Genomic DNA, 20,018 nt, shown 5'->3' with positions numbered 1-20,018 from the left:
CCCGTATCGTTGCAGGCCGATGTTTAATTCAATTCAAACATGAACGACAACATACAGACAAGTGATCTTATCGTCGAACTGGGGTTAACTTTGCCTCAGATGATGCAGCTATTTCCGGAAATGGGAGATGTCGTTGACGATGAAAAATGCTGGGTAGAAATACCTTAACGCTAATTCAGCATCGCTTTCTGCCTGGAGGCGATGCTGTTCACTGATCGAATAATAACCTAATTTTTTTTAGACCACAATTTAAATGAACAATAATCAATTGACCAAACCGTTTTGGTTTGCCAACGTATGGAATTTTTTTCCGGAATTTACGGTAGAAGATCTTGAAATAAATTACCTGAGATGGAGCGCTTACCGAAAGTCTTTTGCCAAGATGCTGCAACCCTTCCAATTGGACCGAATGTTGGACGCCTCTTGTCTTGAAATGCTTCCAACTGATCTTACTGGGATTGTCATCTCTTTCCATTATGGCCCATACCGTCTGATACCGCGCTATCTGCTTGCAGCAGGCTATAAAATCTCTGTACTAGCTTCGCCCAGTATTATACAGAAGGAACAAAAAGAGGCTGCACACCTGCTACAGTTTAACAACCTCGAAGCAGATTGCTTACGTTATATCGACGCCTCAAGAAGTACAGTGCTCAAAAATGTCGTATCCGATTTGAATGAGAAGCGTTTGGTTCTGGTATACCTTGATGCGGACGAAGGGGTGAATCGCCTAGCTGCTAAAGGGAGCCGATCTTTGCTCAACGTCCCCGTCGCAGCTAGTAGACTGTATTTCCACGCGAGTATAGCACAGCTTGCCTTCCGGTTTCATATTCCCCTCGCTTTTCTACTGATGGAAAAAAGTGAGAACAATGGACTATGGAATCTGGCTTTATCAAAAAGGCTGCGCTGTAAAAGAGCGGAGCAACTTGATGGATATATGAAAAGGTTTAAGGGAAAATTAAACAGGGCGATAAACCGCATCCTCATGAAGGAATGGACAGCATGGGAAAACTGGCCCTTGATTCATTTTTATCGTCCGGATCTTGAAGAGAAAAAGGTCGTTTCACAAGATGCGCTCACGTGGGTAATGCCTATATATTTACAAGAACGTGCCTTTTTTTTCGACGTGAAAAACCGTCAATTTTTCGAACTAAAAACGGATAATTTGCTAAAAGGGTAAAAATTATGAAATCAAGTAAGTGAGTTGATATAGAATTTCTTGATAAGGATGATGTTTCCTTTTGACGAAATATTATTTTTAATTAATTTATTCTTTACGCTTTGTTTTTTGTAATTTAAGTGTTCAAAGTACACCAATTATAGAAAAAACAATTTCGCAATCGTTTTAAATAGGATATAATGGAAGATAGACGGACCAAAATAACCCAGTTTTTCACGCGGAGATACATCTTATTTTTTATTGGAACAGGATTCCTGCTGCTGCTGCTACTCAAAATGAATATTCAGGTATGGCATCGATTGACCATGCGACATCTGTTGGCCTTAACCGGACCATACCTGCTTTCATTCGCTATGTATTGGCTGGCCATAAAATTATTGCAATTAAGTTCTATTTATCTTAAACTGGTAATATTACTTGTGCTGGCCTGCTGGCAATACCTGAGTATAGATTTCTGGGTGGATTATACCTACTCGTGGCTTCCTCTTCACGGCATTTCATTTGCCGGAAAGCTGACGGATTATCATTTGATGCAATTCCACAATCGGATCATGGTAGGCAATTTATTGGCACTGGGGACAGCCTTAATTGTACACGTCGTTTATAGAGATTGTTCCTATTGGCTAAGGTTTCAATTGCTCACAATGGAATTGAATGCCGGCAGGCTGGCGGGACGTCTCTCTAAGCATTTCGTGAAAGAATGGATCAAGATCGTGCAGCATAACAAATTGCTGTACCGAAACGATACACTGGAACTATTTCGATACATCATCGCAGTGACGGCAAACCGAAAAGTAAAAGTAGCTATTGCTGAAGAATGGAAGCAGCTCAAGGTGATGGCCTCCTGTTTTACAGACCGCTTGATGCTATTTAAGGGGGAAGAAGTCCTCTTTGCGACCGATTGGAGCCGCTCTATCATTGCGGCATCCATGCTCTCGTGGTTTGAAAATGCCCTGAACTATAGTCCTCCGGGAGCACAGGGTCAAATTATCATGGAATGGACCCGGGTAGATGGTCAGTTGCATTTCCAGATGATCAATTACGTCAGCGGAAAGCGCTCAGAGGGGCATTCAGGGGTGGGCAATAAGTTGCTGCAGGAACTATTCGATGCGGTATTGCCCGGAACATATCGGATTGAATATCGCGAACAAAATCCCATTTTCAGCGTCCAGCTTACGCTGCTCCAAAACTACCGGAAAGCGATTTAACTGAGTATTTTACAAAATAATACCATATGCCAATAATCCCTATTCTTATCGTTGAAGATTTTCGACCTGATGCTGAAAAATTAAAAACTCTTTTAGAAGAAACAGATTTGGATCTCCTTATCGATGTGGCGGATAATAAAAAAGATGCCTTACAGAAAATCAACTCCGGCAAGTATGATGTGCTTTTTATGGATGTTGTGCTGGACCAAAGGGCCGACGATACCTTGCTCAATGGAATGGATCTTTACCAGTCTATCGATGCCAAGAAAAGGCCTGAGGTCGTATTTGTGACGGAGCATGAAGCGTTTTCGCTGCGCTCTTATGATTTGGATGCGGCCGACTTTATGCCTAAACCGGCTACGTTTCCGATGGTCTGCAGAGCGCTAGAAAATGCTTTTCGCCGTTTGGCTGTTCCGATCAATCTCAAATTTGTGCCACAGCCTGAATTTGCCTTTATCGAAATGACCGATAAAATGTGTCAAAGAGTACAGTTTAGTGATATTTACTTCGTGCAGAAAGTGAAAGGGGACAATGAACTGGCTTTTTTTGAAAGAAATATGAAATTGGATGTGTTTGGCAAACCAGTTCCGCGAAAGGCAAAAAAGACCATAAAAGAAATTGTCGATTTTTTACCAGCAACCGAATTTGTTCAGGTGGATCAATCGACCCTAGTCAATATGAACTTTATTGTTTCCTTTTTGAAGCGTAAAATTGTGGTGAGCGAGGGCCCTCAGCGCTCGTTCGCTGTGACCCGCAGCTATATCAAGGAACTCCGGCAGAAGCTGCACGTGTTTGAATGAGCAGACGGATAGTGGGGATGAATTAAACTGAATTAATAAACCGAATGATAGTCAAAATAAACTAAGATTATGGAAAAATTTTTTGAAGAAGTAAGATCCGAACTACGCGCGCTCGTACAGGCGGTGCAGGTGATCGCCAAGGAAGCGCGCCAGGTAAGCCAAAACCTGATCAATACAACGTCCGAACTATTGGATAATACCGATATAAAAGAATTACTGCATATCAGGGATACCAAATTGGGGCAGATCAAACCCCAGCTCCCGGGCTACAATCTGGACGGTAAGGATTATTACTTTAAAAATGAAATCATTGCCTATATTAAGGCAAATCCCAAAAAGTACAAGTAGCGTGGAAGAGACAATTGCCCGGATTTTATAAGTACCGGATCTGGGCAATTTTACGCTCCACTCTAGCTTGGCACAAGAAACACACTACCTCGACTAAACGATCACCCTACCTTATCCCTTGTTAAGCTCAAGGATAACCCATGTGCAGGTGTCGTTTTTAACCGTTTTCCATCGTATTCCGCCGTATTTCACCGCAGTTACCTGTAGCTATTGACATGGCTTGATTTGGCCTGCATATTTGTATCGTCAACGCAATGATGGGCGCCCTTTGTTGTGACAGTCAACAGATTATTTAACATTTAAAAACACAAGTAATGGCAAAATCAAAAGGTAATGTCGTCATGGAGGGAGCATCAGGGACAGTAGGCAAGATGCTCGTATTTCGGCAACGTGGCGATCAGACAATCATCGCCCGCAGACCGACTTTTCACAATAAAAAAGCACCCACAGTTAAACAGCTTGATGTACAAAATCGCTTTATGGATGCTTCGTTGTATGCACGTACGGCGATACAGGATCCTGACCTAAAGGCGGCCTATCAGGCCAAGGCTAATATCAACCAGACCGCCTTCAATGTAGCCTTTAAAGATTACTTTACGGCACCGGTCATTCGTCGTTGGGACGATAGTGGTTACCAAGGCAATGCCATGGATCAGATTTTATTTATGGTAAAGGATGTGATGAAGGTGGTGAAAGTACAGGTCGGAATTTTCGATGCAAATGACTTGGAGCTGGAAGTAGGGATGGCGCAGGACATGGACGGACAAGGGATATCTTGGATGTACCAGGTGCAGGCCGATAATTCGAATTTCGAAAACGCGAAGTACCGGGTAACCCTAACGGATACGCCCGGGCATGAATATACCTATGAATTAGTATATGGCAATCCGTAACGTATGGAACTGACACTCAAACGTGTTCGGCAGGGGAATAATAGTACCCTGTCCGAACTCTACATCAACGGAACCTTCCAGTGTTATGGTCTTGAAGACACCGTGCGCGATGTAAAGATAAAGGGCCGGACAGCTATTCCTGCGGGAACCTACAAACTCGGGATCAACAGGAAGGGCGGGATGAATACCGCTTACAAAAAGCGCTTCCCGGATATGCACGAGGGGATGATCGAAATTAGTGCTATCCCCAATTTCAGTCTCGTTTATATTCATATCGGCAATACGCATGAAGATACGGAAGGCTGCCTGCTGGTCGGAACCTATTTTCATAAAAGTAATGACGATTGGGGTGTCTATCAGTCGGCCGAAGCCTATAAACAGTTGTATGAGACAATTATTGAACAGGTAAAAATGGGGCAAGTCACCTTAACGATCGAGAACAAGTTTACAGCCTAACGCGAGTTAAATACAAATGAGATATGAAAAAAATCATAGATAAAATTACAAAGGTCCTACAGGTGATCCTGCTGGCGCCTGTTAAGTTGCCAAATAAGGCGTTGAATATCGCTAAATATATCGCGCTCGGGCTTGGTATTGTGGACTCGGTCCTGGAAAAGGATACGGGCGAACCAGCGACAGAAGAGCGGACAGCTTCGGCAAATATGCCGGACGGACGGAGCCAAGTTGATGTACTGGATTATAGCCCACAGGCTGATCATCCCGATATGGATAAAAAGGCGGTTAAACGGACCCGCAGGAAGGGAGGGGCAGATGCGCTGGAGTGATGTTAAACTTTCAACAATTGGCGGCACTATTTGCGGGCTATGGGCTTCGTTCTCCGTGGGCGGACTATTGTACAGTGCATTGACTGCCCTTGTCGGGACACTCGTCAGCTTTCTATTGAGCCGATGGTTAAATCGTATGTTCAGGAAGAAATAGCTTGTATTGGACTCCACCAGAATTAGAATCCACCTTAAAATGAACTTTTTAAGGTGGATCTTAATCTTTAACTCTTTTTTGCGTATCGTGGTTTTTTGAGGATATTTCGTAGCTCCTCTTCGGAATATGCTTTGCTTCTTGCTGGTATTAGTTCGAAACCGCAGACCAGACGTAGTCCATTCATATTAAAAAAACGACTTTCGTAAATATCTCTGGTGTAGCCTGTTAGTTCGGTTAGTTTTGAGCGTGGCATACCGTTGGTGTAACCATGTTCGATACTTTTACGTTTATAGAGGTCGGCTAGCTCTTTTTTGCTCAGTTTGCACTTACAAGGGGACTGGCGGGCTGGTTTCAGACCAACGGACTGCAAAAATTTATTGAGTGGAAGGCCTGTTTTCCAGACCATAGCTCCTGAGGTAACCCCCATTTTGGCTTCTAGTTCCTTAGTCGTTGGTGTGCGCTTCAGTTCTTTTGCCAAACTCAGATAATGATCTTTTATGCTGAATTTGGTGACAGGAATTTTTGTTCCGGCTATATAACATAAATTATTCCATCCGAATTTTTCTTTAATGTACCACACGGATGGGTAATTATCGGGTTTAAGGCGTTGGTAATCTTTGTAATATTTAATTTTATGTTTTTTTATCAACCTGATCACATTTTCTTTCGCCTCAGATTCCGTCATGGTGGTTAATCTAAAGTAGGCGTTCAATCCTGCATATTCAAGGACGTCGGCCCATTTATTGACTTTAAAATGGGTAAAGTATGATTGATCATTATATAGTCCATTTTTACGGAGACAGTCTGAAATAGTTGGGGAGCGATGGTGTTTGATATAGAATCTGACCAGTGAATTTTTGAGTTTTCCGATAGATGGTACCCGACGGTCATTGGGATCAAAACCTCCCGCTGCAATAAATTTGTTCCATGAGCCGAAATATTTATTGATGCTTGTGGCTTTTGATGAAAACTCCTTGTTCATCGGTATGCGGCCCTGCTCATTGTAGAAGTCGTTTAATAAGGCCAATAGTTCGGGTTTAATTTGTTCGGGCGTCTTGTTTACATTGGGTTTAAGACCAGCCGCAAGAATAAAATTGTTCCAGGTGCCAAAATGGCGCCGGGCAATTGTATTGATATTTTCCATTTCACGGCGTACAGGGGAGCGTCCATGCTGCCTATAAAATTCCTGCACTTTTGAAAAAGCATCTTGTATTGTCTTCTCCTCAATAGGTGTCAAATTGTATTTCTTTTTAGTGGTTTTTAACTATGGTTTATTTTATTAAATATAATGATTGATTTTAAAGACATAAAATTTTACTGGTAGAATTGTGTTCATGTTCGAACGAGAACTAATGTCATCCCTGCTGATACTTCTTTCGTGCGGACGATGCTACCAGAGGTACAGCTGTAAATTGAGGGGTGAATGGCAAATATGAGGGGTGAACAGTAAATATGAAGGGCGAATGACCACAAAAAACAAATGCCCCTGTTTCTACGCAGGGGCATTTGCTTGTTAAGTAGATGTAGGTCGGTTACATTAATTTGCCGTCAAAGCAACGGTGTTGAGCTGTCTGGAAGTTCCATCTGGACTCACAGCTACTATGTTGTCGCGGATCACGAGGGTGCCTGAATACCGCTTTAAGGTCTAAAATAGGTGTTACCTTAAAATGTAATGTTTTTTAAGGCGATGAATCTGCTAAATGGCAACTTTAAGGTCTAAAATAGGTATTACCTTAAAATATAGTGTTTTTTAAGGTAAGCTTGGTAAATTTGTCATATGGCATTATATTATTAGTCCCGATAGAAATACCCCATGGAATGGGCTTCCTGAATTGCCGATAGCTCCCGAATACTATCAGACTGTCGAAATATATGAGCAACTGGGAAATGCTAAAGCGGCAATAGGCCGTCTACAGGGGCGAAGTATTGTCATACCAAACCAGGGTATTTTAATCAATTCCATTAGTTTGCAAGAGGCTAAGGCGTCGAGTGCGATAGAAAATATCTTTACGACAGACGATTAATTGTATCAAGCATTCAGTGAGTCTCAGCAGCAACAGACGCAGGGAGCTGCTAAAGAAATTTTAAATTATCGCGAAGCACTGTGGGATGGGTATCATTATCTATCCAATGGGGGAAATCATTGAGCGCGATTATTTTATCCGCATGTATCGCATCGTTAGCCAGTTTTCCGCACAGTAGTCATCGAACCGCCTGTTTTACCAGCAAACTTGGCAATAGTGTCTGGAATACGATCATCCTTTGTCTTGGAGTTTCTCTTCTTAATGCCATTGTTTTTGATTTAAGTGATACAAGAATTAATTACACACGCGGCTGATTCATCGCGCTCAACATGTTGCCATAAATGGCATTCAAGGCATTGAGGTTTTTCGCAAGCTTGCCCACTTCATCTTTAAATGCTTTGGAATCATCCAGCGATTCGTTGAAGTTTTGCATAGTAAAGCGTAGGTTCTCATAAAACTTGTTCATCGATTGTAAATGTGAGGCCGAATCGCGTAGTTCACGCTCGTACATTGCATTCAATTGACTTAGGTTGGTTGTTAGACTTTTTACCTGTTCGTGGTAATTGGACGTATCGCCAGAGGTATTCGACATGGCGACTAGGTTTTGCGAAGCTTTTTCAAACGCTAGGCTCAGGTTATCAAACTTAGACGTTGCTGTTCGGAGCCTATTGGTGAATTCTCCTGTCGCAAGTGAAACATCTGAAAGCTTATTCATAACAGATACTTTTTCGCTGAAATCACGCAGCCCAGTGAAATTATCGTCCAATTTAGGATAGACACATGTCCAGTCTGGTTCTGCAGGAGGGGGATTAAAGCCCATTAGAAAGAATAGGAAGGCTTCTACAGCCAAACCGATTCCGATCATATAATTGGCTGTGGTGCCACCGATATGTAGAATCTTTAAGTTAAGGGGATCAAATTCTTGGACATATTTGTGGTGATTTGCTAGATATTGATTGGATTTTGCTGTAAAGAATGTTCAAAGAACATATTTTTTGATGGTTAAATATAAAATAAAAAAAAGGTTTTCAATCGGGGAGATGAAAACCTTTAAATAACCAATTATAAACCTATTAAGGTGTTGTAAATATAGGGTATATTATTGTTTTTGCAAAATTTAATCTGTTTTTATTTGATTTTTTTGGTAAAATTTATTTTTATTTGATTTTTAACCTCTTTTTACCTCTATTTCTTTTGTTTTAGCATATAATTTCTGTTTTTTTCATTTTATTTTTCCGTTTATGCTTATTAATATTGGTTTTTTTGTTTTATCACTTTATATTATTGTGTACTACTGTTTTTTTTAATTTTTATTTTGAAGAATTCTTGATTTTTGGTATTGTGAATGCCTTTTTATTATGGCGCATCAACACTCATGTGCTTAGCAAAGTGCATGGCCGTATTCTTTGCTGTTTATTTAGCCAATCTTTTTCAAAATAAAACAAACGTTAACCCTGCTGAGCAGTTATACTTTAATAAAGACAAGTGTTAACACAAAGAAAGAATAGTATGATGAACGAAACATTAATTCAACTTTCACAGAAATGGCCCGCATGGCTCTGGAATATTGCATTAATTCTATTTTCATTTTTGATTGGTATTTTGATTAAGCTGATATTTATTCCTTTATTGCGCAGGCAGGCCATTGAACAGGAATCGTATTCCCTTTTCCGTTCATTTATCCGTCGCTTTAACCGTGTGCTGAGTGTATTTATCCCATTAATTGTTTTTAACAGTTTGTTGCCTTTCGCACAATTTAACGAAAGGACCCTCCGCGTCGTGACCAAAACCAATGAACTTTTATTGGTCGGTTTCTTTGCTGTTGTGCTGATACAGGGGATTAAGGTTTTTGAAGATTATCTCTATCATCGTTTTGATATCAATAAGGAGAATAACCTGCGCGAACGAAAGATTAGAACGCAAATCGTCTTTATCCGGAAAGTGGTCGTCACCCTGATCATCGTGATCTCCCTTGCGATAATCCTATTAAGCTTTGATAGCATGCAGAAAATCGGTGCTGGCTTGCTTACTGGCGTGGGGGTTGGCGGTATTATCATCGGTTTTGCTGCACAGAAGTCCTTGGGGAATTTACTTGCTGGCTTTCAGATTGCTTTTACACAGCCTATCCGAATGGATGACGTCTTGGTTGTTGAAGGGGAATGGGGCCGCGTGGAGGAAATAAACCTGACCTATGTGGTCGTCAATATTTGGGACAAACGCCGTTTGGTATTGCCCATCACCTATTTTATCGAAAAACCATTTCAAAATTGGACACGCACGACTTCGGAGATATTAGGAACCGTATTTATCTATACCGATTTTACCGTACCTGTAGGGCTACTGCGTGAGAAATTGACAGCCTTACTTACCGGGCATCCGCTTTGGGACGGGAAAGTTAATGTGCTTCAGGTGACAGATTTTAAAGAACGTACCATGGAGATCCGATGTCTGGTGAGTTGCCGCAATTCAGGCCAGGCTTTTGACCTACGCTGTTATATACGCGAACAGATGATTGCCTATATCCACACGAATTTCCCGAATGCATTAGCCAGAACACGGGTAGATTATCAGGAGAGCGAGCAATTGGGTATTTAATAGCTGAGGAGCGCTTGATAAATGATGGTCTCTTGAAAATAGTAGGGGTAGGTGATGGATGATCTAGAAATGTGTTTTAAATGCTCTACTCATTAATTCTTTTTCTGCTCTTGATATGCCAATCTTATCTGCAAATCAATATCATACAAGAAGGGGGCTTTTCGCCACGCTCTTTCGCCAATTGAGCATCGCGTCTTTTCATGAGTGTTCGCCCCCAAGTGTCGGGCATACTGTCTAGAAATATACCGAAGTTTCCTTTTTCGCTAGCATATTGTGTTCCTGAAAAAAACTGTATTTCAGGGTCTAAGATTTGAAGTTGCTCCGATTTCAACCATATTTTATCGTATTCAAAACTGAATGCCTTTTTACCTTTAGCAAAATGTGCTGAGAGGGTCCCTATAAGTTTAGGCTCCGCCATCCCTTTCCAGTGCGCATATACGTATATATCAAACTTGTTGTGTGCCATTGATTGCTACTTTAATAATTCGAGATCTTGTAGTTTTCTTCCTAAATCATCGTCTGCTGCTAATTGCAAGACATCATTTTGTAGCCCCAATACCCGGAGCACATTTAAATATGCGCCAAATGCGACGCTTGTATCTCCTTTTTCAATAAGGTATAAGGTTGAACGCGCAATTCCAGCTCGCTCTGCAACTTGAATAGTTGTTAATTTACGACGCTTTCTTGCTAACTTAATATTTTCGCCTACTTGTTCCATAAGTTTGGCTAACTTAGGGAAAATGATTTGTTTCTTAGAGCTCATATATTATTTTTGTTCGCTATTATAAACAAAAGTAGTTAAAATGATTGAAATAGCAATCATTTTTTATTTTTAGCTTTGTTTTATCTAAGCTGTTATATTCGGGAACAAATGATTGCGTATATCCACACGAACTTCCCGAATGCATTAGCCATGACACGCGTGGATTATATGAAGGGCGAGCAATTGGGTATTTAATAGCTGAGGAGCGCTTGATAAATGATGGTCTGTTGGAAATAACCGTAATTTGTTTAAGTTTGTTTAAAATGTTTGCTCGAACGATATGCTGATTTTCTATACTGTTTTCTCAGGGTTATTAATTTTACTGAGTATATTACCCTTTGCCCAAAGCCAGCATTGGATCTTTCGGGTAGCTGAATTTGTGAAGCTGCAGCTGCTGGTATTTCAGGTGCCCACATTGGCTTTGGGCTTTTATCTTGTGACTGAAGACCCCTGGCTATGGTGGTTGCAAGGTGTACAGTTGGCGTTGATTGTATACCATGCCTATCTATTGATACGTTACACCAAATTTTGGCGTCGCGAAAAATATGAAAAGGGCAAGGATGCTTCTGATAGTATCAAAGTGATCTCCTGTAATGTACTGCAATTCAATACGGCTTATGATCGCTTTATTGACCTTATAAGGGAAGAAAAGCCAAATATCTTTTTGACCATGGAAAGTGGTGCCGCATGGGAAAAAGCCTTACGTGTACTGGAAAAGCCTTATCCCAATTTTGAGAAGGTTACGCTGGACAATACCTACGGAATGCATTTTTATACCAATCTTAAGATCAACAAATGTCAGGTGCATTATTTTGTAGCAGATGATATTCCCAGTATTGAAGCTGAACTGGAAACTGCCGATGGACATCGTTTTGTCTTTTTTGCTGTGCATCCACCGCCGCCGAGTCCGACAGAAGAGGAAACTTCCAAAGAAAGGGATGGCGATCTGCTCAGTGTGGCTAAACGGGTGCGCGATTACAAAATGCCCGTAGTTGTCACGGGAGATTTTAATAATGTGGCCTGGGCCAAATCTTCGCTTTTGTTCAAGAAAACCAGCAGATTGATCGATGCACGCATCGGACGTGGCGTTCTTTCCACCTTTCATGCCAATTATTGGTTTTTCAGAGTGCCTCTGGATCTATTGTTTCATAGTCCGACCGTATTTATCGACAAGTTGTTTATTTATCCATCTGTGGGGTCTGATCATTTTCCGATGGGCTGTACATTCTTTATTGATCGCTACTCCGAAGAGCAGGCGGAAGATATTGAACATTTGGAAGCTGGGGATATGGCCGACGTCAATGCGATGATTGCTGATGGCAAAGAGGAAGTAAGTGATAATCGGTGTTAACGGTTAATCGTGCCAACATTTTGCGCTGCATTATTGTATGTTTGGTCGGGCTTATGATCAATATATCTTAAGGAATTATACCTTGCTATTTCTTTACTGAAGCAGGAAAAGAACATTCCCAAGTCTTTCCATATTTCACATCGAGGTTTGTGATATGGAAAACAATAAACTTACATCTCGGTGCTTGCGCGCATGTTTATTTATATGTGCCCTCGTCACTTCAGTTGCTGGCCTTGCCCTAGAAAATAAATCCCTGCCCGATAAAGTACATCATGCCGAACCTTTATATAATGATCTTGTACGGGATCTTGGCGCGCGGAAGGGGGAGAAGGACAGACAGACCATTTTATCGGTATTGAGGTCAATCAGGAAATTTCTTCCGATGAGATAAGAACAATTTTGCATCCCCAGATTAAGTTAGGACTTAACAACAAATTGGCTATCGGTATGGCTGTGGGATTGCCTCTTAGTGGCTTTTGGAGGCTGATCTATCAATTATAATTTGTGAAAAATAATGTATGAAATGTGCTTCTGATGACGTGAATACCTGCTTCCTTACCGTAAGGTTGCCTTGAAAATGAAGACAGATAAAACTGTGATACAATATGAGGCGAGTTTTTGTGTTCGGGATTTATTTACTAAATTGCTTCACGCCTAAGCACGTAAAATGTTTTTCAGGCATTACATGCGGTAAATAATTATTATGGAATTTGGAGTTCATCGGGTTATTGGTGTAGAACGGGAGTCTTCGGAAATTAAGGATGCAACAGCAAAAGAGAACTATGTCGTTCTTTTTGTGTCAAGTGGCGGCTGTAGCATGCAGATCAATAAACAGATCGCTGAGATTGAGGAATATAGTCTAGTTTTGATTCCGCGCGGGATACAAATCGAAGCCAATACAAATGAACAGCGCCCATTTTTGATTATCTATTTTTCGGAAAGTTTTTTTGTACGTACCGAGGTTGATACGGCCTTCCTTCGAAACTTCAAGTCATTTAACAAAAGTGAATATACCTATCGAACACTTAGCGTGCCCAAAGAATACGCGACCTACTACGAATTTGTAGGCATGCAGCTGAAACTGTCCAAGCAGAATTATAATAAGGCAATTTATCGGGATTTGGCACATAATATCGTGAAGCAGATTGTGCTTCTGGCGGCTATATATGCAGAAGATCGTCAATCGGGCGAACTGCTGGGGCAGCGGACGGAAGTATCATTGGTGCGACGTTTTCAGGAGCTTGTTGAAAAACATGTAAAAAAGGAAAAACAGGTTGCTTTCTACGCGGATCAATTAAATATAGGAAGTAAAAAATTGACCAATCTCACCAAGGAGACGCTGGGTACCACACCCAAAGAACTTATCACCAAAGAATTGCTCCGTGTCAGTAAGAAGCTTCTTGTGGAATCTTCACTCAGTATCAAACAAGTAGCTTGGGAATTAGGGTATAAAGACGTGAATAACTTTAGTACCTTTTTTCTGAAAGAAACATCCCTCACACCAACAGAATACCGTAAGCGCTGGCAGCAATAACTTTTCTGTATTAAAAATATTACATGTTTTCCTATTAAAAAGAATTGTTCTTATTCTTTCGTTTTTTTTATAAAAGGTATATTTATAGTAAAGCAACGAAAGCGTATGAAATATTTACGCGGTGAACATTCACGTTCTTTTGGCGTCAAAATTTGATAAAGATTCAATAAGAAATGAGGCTGTAGGACAGATTATCATAATATCATGGATGGTTCATGCGATTGTAAGGATAAGATAGTAGGCTATGAAAAAGGGAATATTGTTTTTGGGATTGGTTCTTTTAGGAGGTACAGCCTTCGCACAGACTGGCGTGAGATTGAATATTGAGCTCCACGATGTGCAGCATCTTGTTATTAATCCAGATCAATCGATTGTTACCTTGGCCTACCATACCTTAGCCGATTATCAAAATGGCGTTGAGTCTATCCAAAAAGCACATCTTTCGGTATTTAGCACGTCGGGCTATGAAGTGAAGGTCAAAATGGCCAATCAAGATTTTATAAAGCTCGGTCAGGCACAGACAGAAAAAATTCCCGCACCATTGATTCGCGTTAGAGCTACTGCCACTCATATAGGGCAAGCCGTAAATACAGCTAGTAGCGTCCTTTCTACCAATAAGGAAACCATCATTTCTTCAGATTCACCCGCCCTCAACGGACTGTTCGATGTTACCTACACTGGTCCCGGAGCTGACGACTTAATGCAATACGTAGAAAAAAATAACACGGTTACTTTTACAAACGATGTTATGTATAGCATCGAAACAAGATAATATTCCCCTTAATTCAATTCTTTTGCCGTAGACACCCCGCGCTGTAGTGATCACGCTACAAGCTTTTGTAGCTGTACAGCTACAACATTTCACGCGCTCCCTTTTTTATACTTTTTGGACTCAAATTCATACTTTTTGCCTCATTTCCTGCTGTACTTTTGTTTTGTCCAAAGAGGATAAATAATAACGAATAAGTCATATTAAATTATAAAAACAAAATGAAAAAAATTACTTTCTTCGCAGTAGCAATCGTTGGTTCAGTAACTGCAGCAAACGCTCAATCTCAATCACAAGCAAAGGTAAAAGTGAATGTTGAATTGAATCCTTTTCAATCTATCGAAATTGGTAGCGGTGCAGGACAAGATGGTCCAGTTACATCGGGTTATAATGACGAAGTAACCTTGAAATACGAAAAGGCAGCTGACTATACCAACGGGGTAAGTAAATCGATTGCAAAACAATTGAAAGTGTCTTCGGTAGGTTCTGGTTACAAAGTAAAAGCAACTTTATTGACTAATGGACAATTCAATAAAGTAGCTGGAAATGGTGCTAATACGTACGATGCTAAAAAATTAATCGAAATTCAGGTAGATGGTAAAACTGCTTCAACAGATGTCAACATGGAATTCGGTCCTTTTGGAAGTACAAGTACAGCAGAAGCTTCGGTATTGAACAAAGAGTTGGATGTAAAATATATCGGTAAACCACTTAATGAAGCAACAGTAAAGGAATTGTTGGGTAATGGTGGTAAAGATACAAAAGCAAAATATACCATCGATGTGGTGTACACTATTGCAGCAAACTAGTAGATCGTATACTACGCTATGAAAATCATATAGATGCAGGTATCGGAAGATACCTGCTTTTTTATGTATTTTTATCCCAAATATATTTTTATGAAGAACCTGATTGCCTCATTTTTTTTGCTTTTTATCGCTACAGTAGCCTTTTCTCAAACAGGATTGACCGTTGGGCCGCCGCGCTTGTATTTTGTGGGTGATGCCGGCCAGGCACAAACGCAATATGTTGATGTGACCAATCCTAGTAAAGATTATACGCTCGAACTGGGTGTTTCTTTTGAGGACTGGTCTTATTCCGAGTATGGTGATAATGTATTGAGTCCAAAGGGAACCTTGCCGACGAGCTGTGCAAATTGGCTGTCGGTATCTGAGTCTTATTTCTCGCTGAAACCCGGTGAATCAAAACGATTGCAACTGAATATGCAGGTGCCCAAGGATGCAAAATTCACGGCCGAAGTACCCGTTCATACGGCAATGCTCTTTGTAACGCAGTTGAACCCTAGGGCAAGAGAAAAACAGGAAGGAGCTAATATCCGTTTGGCCGTTCGTTCGGGAGTAAAAGTTTATCATCGTTTCAATGGGAGGGAAACGCCGGATCTTGAAATTACAAATCTGGTTTATAAAGATGTGGATTCTGTTGGACAGTTTCTGGAGGTCAGTTACGATGTGACCGGCAATATCTGGTTGGAAGGAAGATTGCGTGCCGAGTTTTTAAATCAGGAAACAGGTGAAAAAGAAGTGGTGGACAATCTTAATTTTTACTGCTTGCCCGGCGATAAGCGTAAACAGTATATTGCAATTCCCAAATCGTTGAAATCTGGGAATTACCTCGTTTCAGTATTGGCATTTTATGGCGATCAGGATGTGGTGAAGATCGCGGAATTGGAATTTAAACATGTGGCAAAGAACTAAAATAGCAGTACTCTTGATTTGGGGCTTGTTTTCAGCCTTACCTCTTGTTGCGCAATTGCGTTTTTCAGTCTGGTCGGACAACTATTTCGAAGTGACATCCTACTTGGGCAAAACAACGCCGGATCGATTCAATGTTTTTCAATTTGATTTGAATGGTCTCAATGTAAACGAGAAAAATTGGTCGCTCGCCGTGCGCCTGCTAGCTCCAATACGGACCATTGCCGGTGGGAAGAATCGCAGTGGCAATACATTTCCCGTCGACAAGATCAGTCTGCGCTGGACCGGAGACAACAATGAAGCGAATTTTCGTCTCGATGGTATCGGCGCAAGCCGTACGCCGATTATTTTGCAAAACAGTAACGATGTGCTGCTGATTAATCGGGCGAAACAACCCATTAGCTCCAATGGAAACTATTACCAGCAATACCAACTTTATAGTGCGCTGACTGTTGCGCAAGGTAAATACCTGGACGACTATCTAAGTCCTGATCAATATACGTACCTGAAGTACCGCATTCCTCTGTTGTTTACCCTGTATAGTGAAAGCGGAAAAGTGCTGGGGACGCAGGAGATTAATTATGAAATGCAATTGCCGCCGCGTCTGACTGACGGTGGGATGGTCGATATGGAGCCTGATTATAGCTTGGAGATTGCCGCGGATGCCGCTAATGCCACCTTGCAGTTTTCGACACAAAAAGACTACATGCAGGGAGTAAGTTCGTTGGTTGCAAATGCAATCCGCGTGAACTCTATAACGGACTACGAGCTCCGTGTTAAGTCGGTCGATAGTGAGCTTGTTCGCAATGGTGGCGGAACACTACCATTGTCGACACTGTCACTTCAATTAACTGCGGGAACGGGAATAAACAGGATAAGATCCAACCCCAAAGTATTTTTAACGACACAGGAACAAGTTGCTGTATCGGCGGCTTCGGTGGATAAAAAGCAGGCGCAGACCTTTAATGCGGAGTATAAAGCGAATCTGACGGCTGATCAGGTGTCGGCTTCTAAATCTGGAAGCTATAGCGTGTCTCTCCTTTATTTATTGATTCCACAATAGTTTGATCCCCATCGCGTGTTTAAATGCTCTTCTCATAAGATTAGATTTACAGTCTTCGTGCTGTTATTGCTGCTGATCAGGTTCGTTTGGGCACAGCAGGAAAAACCTGTGTACCTGATTTTGCCTGATCAGCTGCGTTTGGAAGCAGGTCTCAACAGTATTGATCTGCAGCTGGTCAACACGAGTGAAAAGGATTTTACTGGAGAAATCAATTTGGTGTTGCCTCAAGGTTTACGCGCTCTTGGTTCGGATCGTTTAGCGTTTACCGTACCCGCGGGAAAAAAACGCTTTATTACCCAACGTTTACAAAGTCAGACACCTGCACAGCTCAGGGGGCAGGCAGTAGTTGTTCAGCTTCGGGATCCACAGGGGCATATAGTTGACAACAAGATAATGGCTATCGATGTGCCACCCAAAAAAGCAGTGATCTTGCAGGATGTTTCGGAACCGCAGTATCTGAAGCACGTGGGTGACTCCATCTTTATCCGGACACGGGTGATAAATAATGGTACAACGGACGAACAGATCAAAATCTTGTTTTCCTCCCCGGATCGAATCGGCAATACCAAATTTAAGGAACAGGACCTTTTCCTTCCAGCCGGGCGTGATACGCTTTTCATACTCCGTTTTGCTGTGGAGAAATACATGTTAAACCGGGCGCAGTACACTGTTAATGTCACCGGTTTATACGAGAATGGCGATGTATTTGGGAATCTATCGCTGCTCTTGTCCAATATTGCAGCCGATCGAAATTACCAGCAATTATTTGACAACCGGGGTAATTTGGCCGCGTATTCGCGTAATTTTTTTGATTTGCAGCTCGATAACCTGCTAAGTGAACAAAAATCATTTTATTTAAGGTCGGAGGGGGAATATCGTCTAGCCGGTGGACAGCTAAGATACAGTGCTTATCTGACCAAAACGGGTGGGATGGATCGGCCTACGCTGAGCAATACTTTTGCTAGCTTCCAGAAGGGGAACAATATCTACACGGCCGGAAATTTGCAGGAAAGTATGGAGGCTTCGGCCTTTGGAAGAGGTGTCAAATTTGACCATATCGATACGGCAAGGGCCGCCAATTTTACAGTAGGCCTGTTGCAACGTGCTGTGGATCTGCTGGATTACAGCTCTTCCAGCGACCCCGGTTATACAGCTTTTGGAAAGGTGGTGTTGGGGGAAAATAAGCCTGAGCACCGGCGTTATGAAGGTCAGCTTTTTTACGATCGCAATGGTTTGGATAGTACAACGAGCCTGCTATGGGCAAATTCTTTTGACTTTCTGAAACAAAAATATGCAGGCAACACCGTGCTTCGCGGTTTTGTCGCCGCTGGACTTCAAAGCCAAAATGGCCAACAAGTAGGACGGGACTCATCCATGCCTTCATGGGCATTGGGTATGCGAATGGACCAGCGTTTTGCCAAATGGAGTTTTAGCTCCGATAATTTTTATAGCTCCCCTTATTATACAGGCAATCGTCGTGGTTCTTTGCAGTTTGTCGAACGTGTAAATCGAAATTGGGGTAAGTTATCGGCGGCACTAAGTTATACCTTTTACCGCTATAACCCAAGCTACCTGAATACACGTTTTCTCAATTACGCAAGCCAATCTTCGCGCTGGGATTTAAGTATGTATATGCCCTTGAGTTCATTTGTGACGCTTTCCGTATTGCCAAACTATAATCGTGAGATTGGAACCTATATGTTTGCCGCAGGCACCCGTGAACTGAAGTCAACCTCATGGCGTCTATTGTCAACGGTGAATGTGCGGTCGCGTAACCTGCAGCACAACTTGAATGTAACTACTGAGGCGGGGCTTGTGTCAATGAGCGATCAAGTTGATGGGCTTTTCGCGGTACGGACAGATTTAAATTACAACTACAAAAGTTTGGGACTTTCAGCTTCTTACCAGCAGGGCGCTTTCCAGATTTCAGATCTGGTAAGTGCACTCTTAATAGGACGTTCGTTTGGAAAGCGTTTTTCTTTAGGGCCCCGTGTAAGTGGTACCCTATTGCAGGAGAGATTACAGTGGGTGGCCAATGCCCGGGCGAATCTGAGTAGCAGTTATGGGAATAGTTTTGGAGGGAACGCGAGCATAAATTACCGTGTGCTGAAAAATACCTTACTCACCGGTCTTTTTCAATACAATTATAGTGTCATGAAAACCGGATATGACTATGATTTTAACAATTTGCGCATTGGTGTTCGGCAAAACTTAAAAGGATCAAATCTTGATCGTCCAGCAATCAAGACCGGGAATGCGCGTTTTTTCTGTTTTCAGGATAAAAATTTTAATGGAATATTTGATAAAGGGGATATTCCGATGGTTGACCATAGCTTTACGGTAAAAGGGATCCTTTTTGTAACAGATAAAGCAGGATATGCTTCCTTTAAAAAATTACCATATGGATCATACTTGTTTTTTTCGCCAAAGCAGGGGCAGTATATGGCGGTTTCGAAGGTGATCGCGATACAGCAGTCAAATCTAGAAATCCAAATTCCGCTCCAGCGCGGTGGAATGGTACAGGGAGCTGTTCGTGTCGAGTATACCCAAGGACTTAGCTTGGAGACTGATCTGAATTTGGATATTTACAAAGTGTTGGCAAAAGACAATAACGGAAGCGTCGTCGAAATGCATACCGATAAGGATGGACATTTTGAGTTTGGCCTGCCAGAGGGCACCTATAGTTTCTATTTGGATAATGCGAGCTTCCCGGCAAATGTATTTACCGATCAAGAGGCGCAATCGGGAACGGTAAAACTTGATGCCGACTTGGTCCTTGAGCCTTTTGTCTTAAAAGTGAAGTCAAAAAAGGTCAATGTCAAACGCTTTGGACAATAAATTC

The 20,018-nt window shown here is 41.7% G+C and carries 21 protein-coding genes; 17 read left to right on the top strand and 4 right to left on the bottom strand.

Going from position 1 to position 20,018, the window contains the following annotated elements:
* Nucleotides 1-39: 39 nt before the first annotated feature.
* The 8 genes from B4Z90_RS23700 to B4Z90_RS23665 all read left to right on the top strand — a co-directional run bounded on the left by B4Z90_RS23700 (nucleotide 40) and on the right by B4Z90_RS23665 (nucleotide 5,211).
* Nucleotides 40-168: a hypothetical protein gene (locus tag B4Z90_RS23700; protein ID WP_262511799.1), complete on the top strand. Its 129-nt coding sequence runs from the start codon at nucleotides 40-42 to the stop codon at nucleotides 166-168.
* A gap of 85 nt (nucleotides 169-253) precedes the next feature.
* Entirely contained in the window at nucleotides 254-1,177 is a 924-nt protein-coding gene (locus B4Z90_RS23695) for a hypothetical protein (protein WP_286803494.1), read from the top strand.
* 179 nt (nucleotides 1,178-1,356) lie between these two features.
* Entirely contained in the window at nucleotides 1,357-2,385 is a 1,029-nt protein-coding gene (locus B4Z90_RS23690; protein WP_286803492.1) for a hypothetical protein, read from the top strand.
* Nucleotides 2,386-2,411: 26 nt separating this feature from the next.
* Nucleotides 2,412-3,185 carry a LytR/AlgR family response regulator transcription factor gene (locus tag B4Z90_RS23685; protein WP_286803490.1) on the top strand — a complete coding sequence of 258 codons (774 nt, stop codon included), beginning with the start codon at nucleotides 2,412-2,414 and terminating at the stop codon, nucleotides 3,183-3,185.
* A 69-nt stretch (nucleotides 3,186-3,254) separates the two neighbouring features.
* Nucleotides 3,255-3,533, top strand: coding sequence for a hypothetical protein (locus B4Z90_RS23680; protein ID WP_145328136.1), 279 nt, complete (start codon nucleotides 3,255-3,257; stop codon nucleotides 3,531-3,533).
* Between the two features lie 314 nt (nucleotides 3,534-3,847).
* Nucleotides 3,848-4,426, top strand: a complete 579-nt coding sequence (locus B4Z90_RS23675) for a hypothetical protein (RefSeq protein WP_115045848.1) — start codon at nucleotides 3,848-3,850, stop codon at nucleotides 4,424-4,426.
* Between the two features lie 3 nt (nucleotides 4,427-4,429).
* A complete protein-coding gene (locus B4Z90_RS23670; RefSeq protein WP_201639822.1) occupies nucleotides 4,430-4,882 on the top strand; it encodes a DUF5675 family protein in 453 nt (150 codons plus the stop codon).
* Between the two features lie 23 nt (nucleotides 4,883-4,905).
* A complete protein-coding gene (locus tag B4Z90_RS23665; protein ID WP_201639821.1) occupies nucleotides 4,906-5,211 on the top strand; it encodes a hypothetical protein in 306 nt (101 codons plus the stop codon).
* Between the two features lie 221 nt (nucleotides 5,212-5,432).
* Here the strand turns inward: B4Z90_RS23665 and B4Z90_RS23660 are convergent, their stop codons facing one another.
* A complete protein-coding gene (locus B4Z90_RS23660) occupies nucleotides 5,433-6,602 on the bottom strand; it encodes a homing endonuclease associated repeat-containing protein (RefSeq protein WP_147281975.1) in 1,170 nt (389 codons plus the stop codon).
* 595 nt (nucleotides 6,603-7,197) lie between these two features.
* Here B4Z90_RS23660 and B4Z90_RS23655 point away from each other — a divergent pair.
* The gene (locus B4Z90_RS23655; protein ID WP_286803486.1) at nucleotides 7,198-7,389 is read left to right on the top strand and encodes a Fic/DOC family N-terminal domain-containing protein; all 192 of its coding nucleotides are present in this window, start codon (nucleotides 7,198-7,200) and stop codon (nucleotides 7,387-7,389) included.
* A 298-nt stretch (nucleotides 7,390-7,687) separates the two neighbouring features.
* On the opposite strand, the gene gldL is transcribed toward B4Z90_RS23655, so the two are convergent.
* Nucleotides 7,688-8,278: a gliding motility protein GldL gene (gldL, locus tag B4Z90_RS23650; RefSeq protein WP_376745400.1), complete on the bottom strand. Its 591-nt coding sequence runs from the start codon at nucleotides 8,276-8,278 to the stop codon at nucleotides 7,688-7,690.
* A gap of 620 nt (nucleotides 8,279-8,898) precedes the next feature.
* Here gldL and B4Z90_RS23645 point away from each other — a divergent pair.
* On the top strand, nucleotides 8,899-9,984 hold the full coding sequence (locus tag B4Z90_RS23645) for a mechanosensitive ion channel family protein (protein WP_286777017.1): 1,086 nt from the start codon (nucleotides 8,899-8,901) through the stop codon (nucleotides 9,982-9,984).
* Nucleotides 9,985-10,108: 124 nt separating this feature from the next.
* Here the strand turns inward: B4Z90_RS23645 and B4Z90_RS23640 are convergent, their stop codons facing one another.
* Both B4Z90_RS23640 and B4Z90_RS23635 read right to left on the bottom strand, forming a co-directional pair.
* Nucleotides 10,109-10,450: a HipA N-terminal domain-containing protein gene (locus tag B4Z90_RS23640; RefSeq protein WP_286775332.1), complete on the bottom strand. Its 342-nt coding sequence runs from the start codon at nucleotides 10,448-10,450 to the stop codon at nucleotides 10,109-10,111.
* Nucleotides 10,451-10,456: 6 nt separating this feature from the next.
* Complete coding sequence (locus tag B4Z90_RS23635) at nucleotides 10,457-10,747, bottom strand: helix-turn-helix domain-containing protein (protein WP_070570037.1); 291 nt, start codon at nucleotides 10,745-10,747, stop codon at nucleotides 10,457-10,459.
* A gap of 280 nt (nucleotides 10,748-11,027) precedes the next feature.
* Between B4Z90_RS23635 and B4Z90_RS23630 the strand changes: the two genes are divergently transcribed.
* The 7 genes from B4Z90_RS23630 to B4Z90_RS23600 all read left to right on the top strand — a co-directional run bounded on the left by B4Z90_RS23630 (nucleotide 11,028) and on the right by B4Z90_RS23600 (nucleotide 20,014).
* Nucleotides 11,028-12,098 carry an endonuclease/exonuclease/phosphatase family protein gene (locus B4Z90_RS23630; protein WP_286710120.1) on the top strand — a complete coding sequence of 357 codons (1,071 nt, stop codon included), beginning with the start codon at nucleotides 11,028-11,030 and terminating at the stop codon, nucleotides 12,096-12,098.
* A gap of 703 nt (nucleotides 12,099-12,801) precedes the next feature.
* Nucleotides 12,802-13,632: a helix-turn-helix domain-containing protein gene (locus tag B4Z90_RS23625; RefSeq protein ID WP_070570043.1), complete on the top strand. Its 831-nt coding sequence runs from the start codon at nucleotides 12,802-12,804 to the stop codon at nucleotides 13,630-13,632.
* Between the two features lie 244 nt (nucleotides 13,633-13,876).
* Nucleotides 13,877-14,404 carry a hypothetical protein gene (locus tag B4Z90_RS23620; protein ID WP_070570045.1) on the top strand — a complete coding sequence of 176 codons (528 nt, stop codon included), beginning with the start codon at nucleotides 13,877-13,879 and terminating at the stop codon, nucleotides 14,402-14,404.
* A gap of 218 nt (nucleotides 14,405-14,622) precedes the next feature.
* Complete coding sequence (locus tag B4Z90_RS23615; RefSeq protein ID WP_112375383.1) at nucleotides 14,623-15,210, top strand: hypothetical protein; 588 nt, start codon at nucleotides 14,623-14,625, stop codon at nucleotides 15,208-15,210.
* Between the two features lie 90 nt (nucleotides 15,211-15,300).
* Nucleotides 15,301-16,116: a fimbrial biogenesis chaperone gene (locus B4Z90_RS23610; protein WP_070570062.1), complete on the top strand. Its 816-nt coding sequence runs from the start codon at nucleotides 15,301-15,303 to the stop codon at nucleotides 16,114-16,116.
* A complete protein-coding gene (locus tag B4Z90_RS23605) occupies nucleotides 16,100-17,176 on the top strand; it encodes a hypothetical protein (RefSeq protein ID WP_159332692.1) in 1,077 nt (358 codons plus the stop codon). The genes B4Z90_RS23610 and B4Z90_RS23605 overlap by 17 nt, the downstream gene beginning before the upstream one ends.
* 57 nt (nucleotides 17,177-17,233) lie before the next feature.
* A complete protein-coding gene (locus B4Z90_RS23600; protein WP_286803483.1) occupies nucleotides 17,234-20,014 on the top strand; it encodes an MSCRAMM family protein in 2,781 nt (926 codons plus the stop codon).
* The last annotated feature ends 4 nt before the right edge of the window (nucleotides 20,015-20,018 follow it).

This window comes from Sphingobacterium sp. UBA5639, assembly GCF_002421245.1.
GTDB classification, from domain to species: Bacteria; Bacteroidota; Bacteroidia; order Sphingobacteriales; family Sphingobacteriaceae; genus Sphingobacterium; species Sphingobacterium multivorum.
Note: the sequence above shows the minus strand (reverse complement) of the source record. Positions and strands in the feature narration are given on the sequence as shown.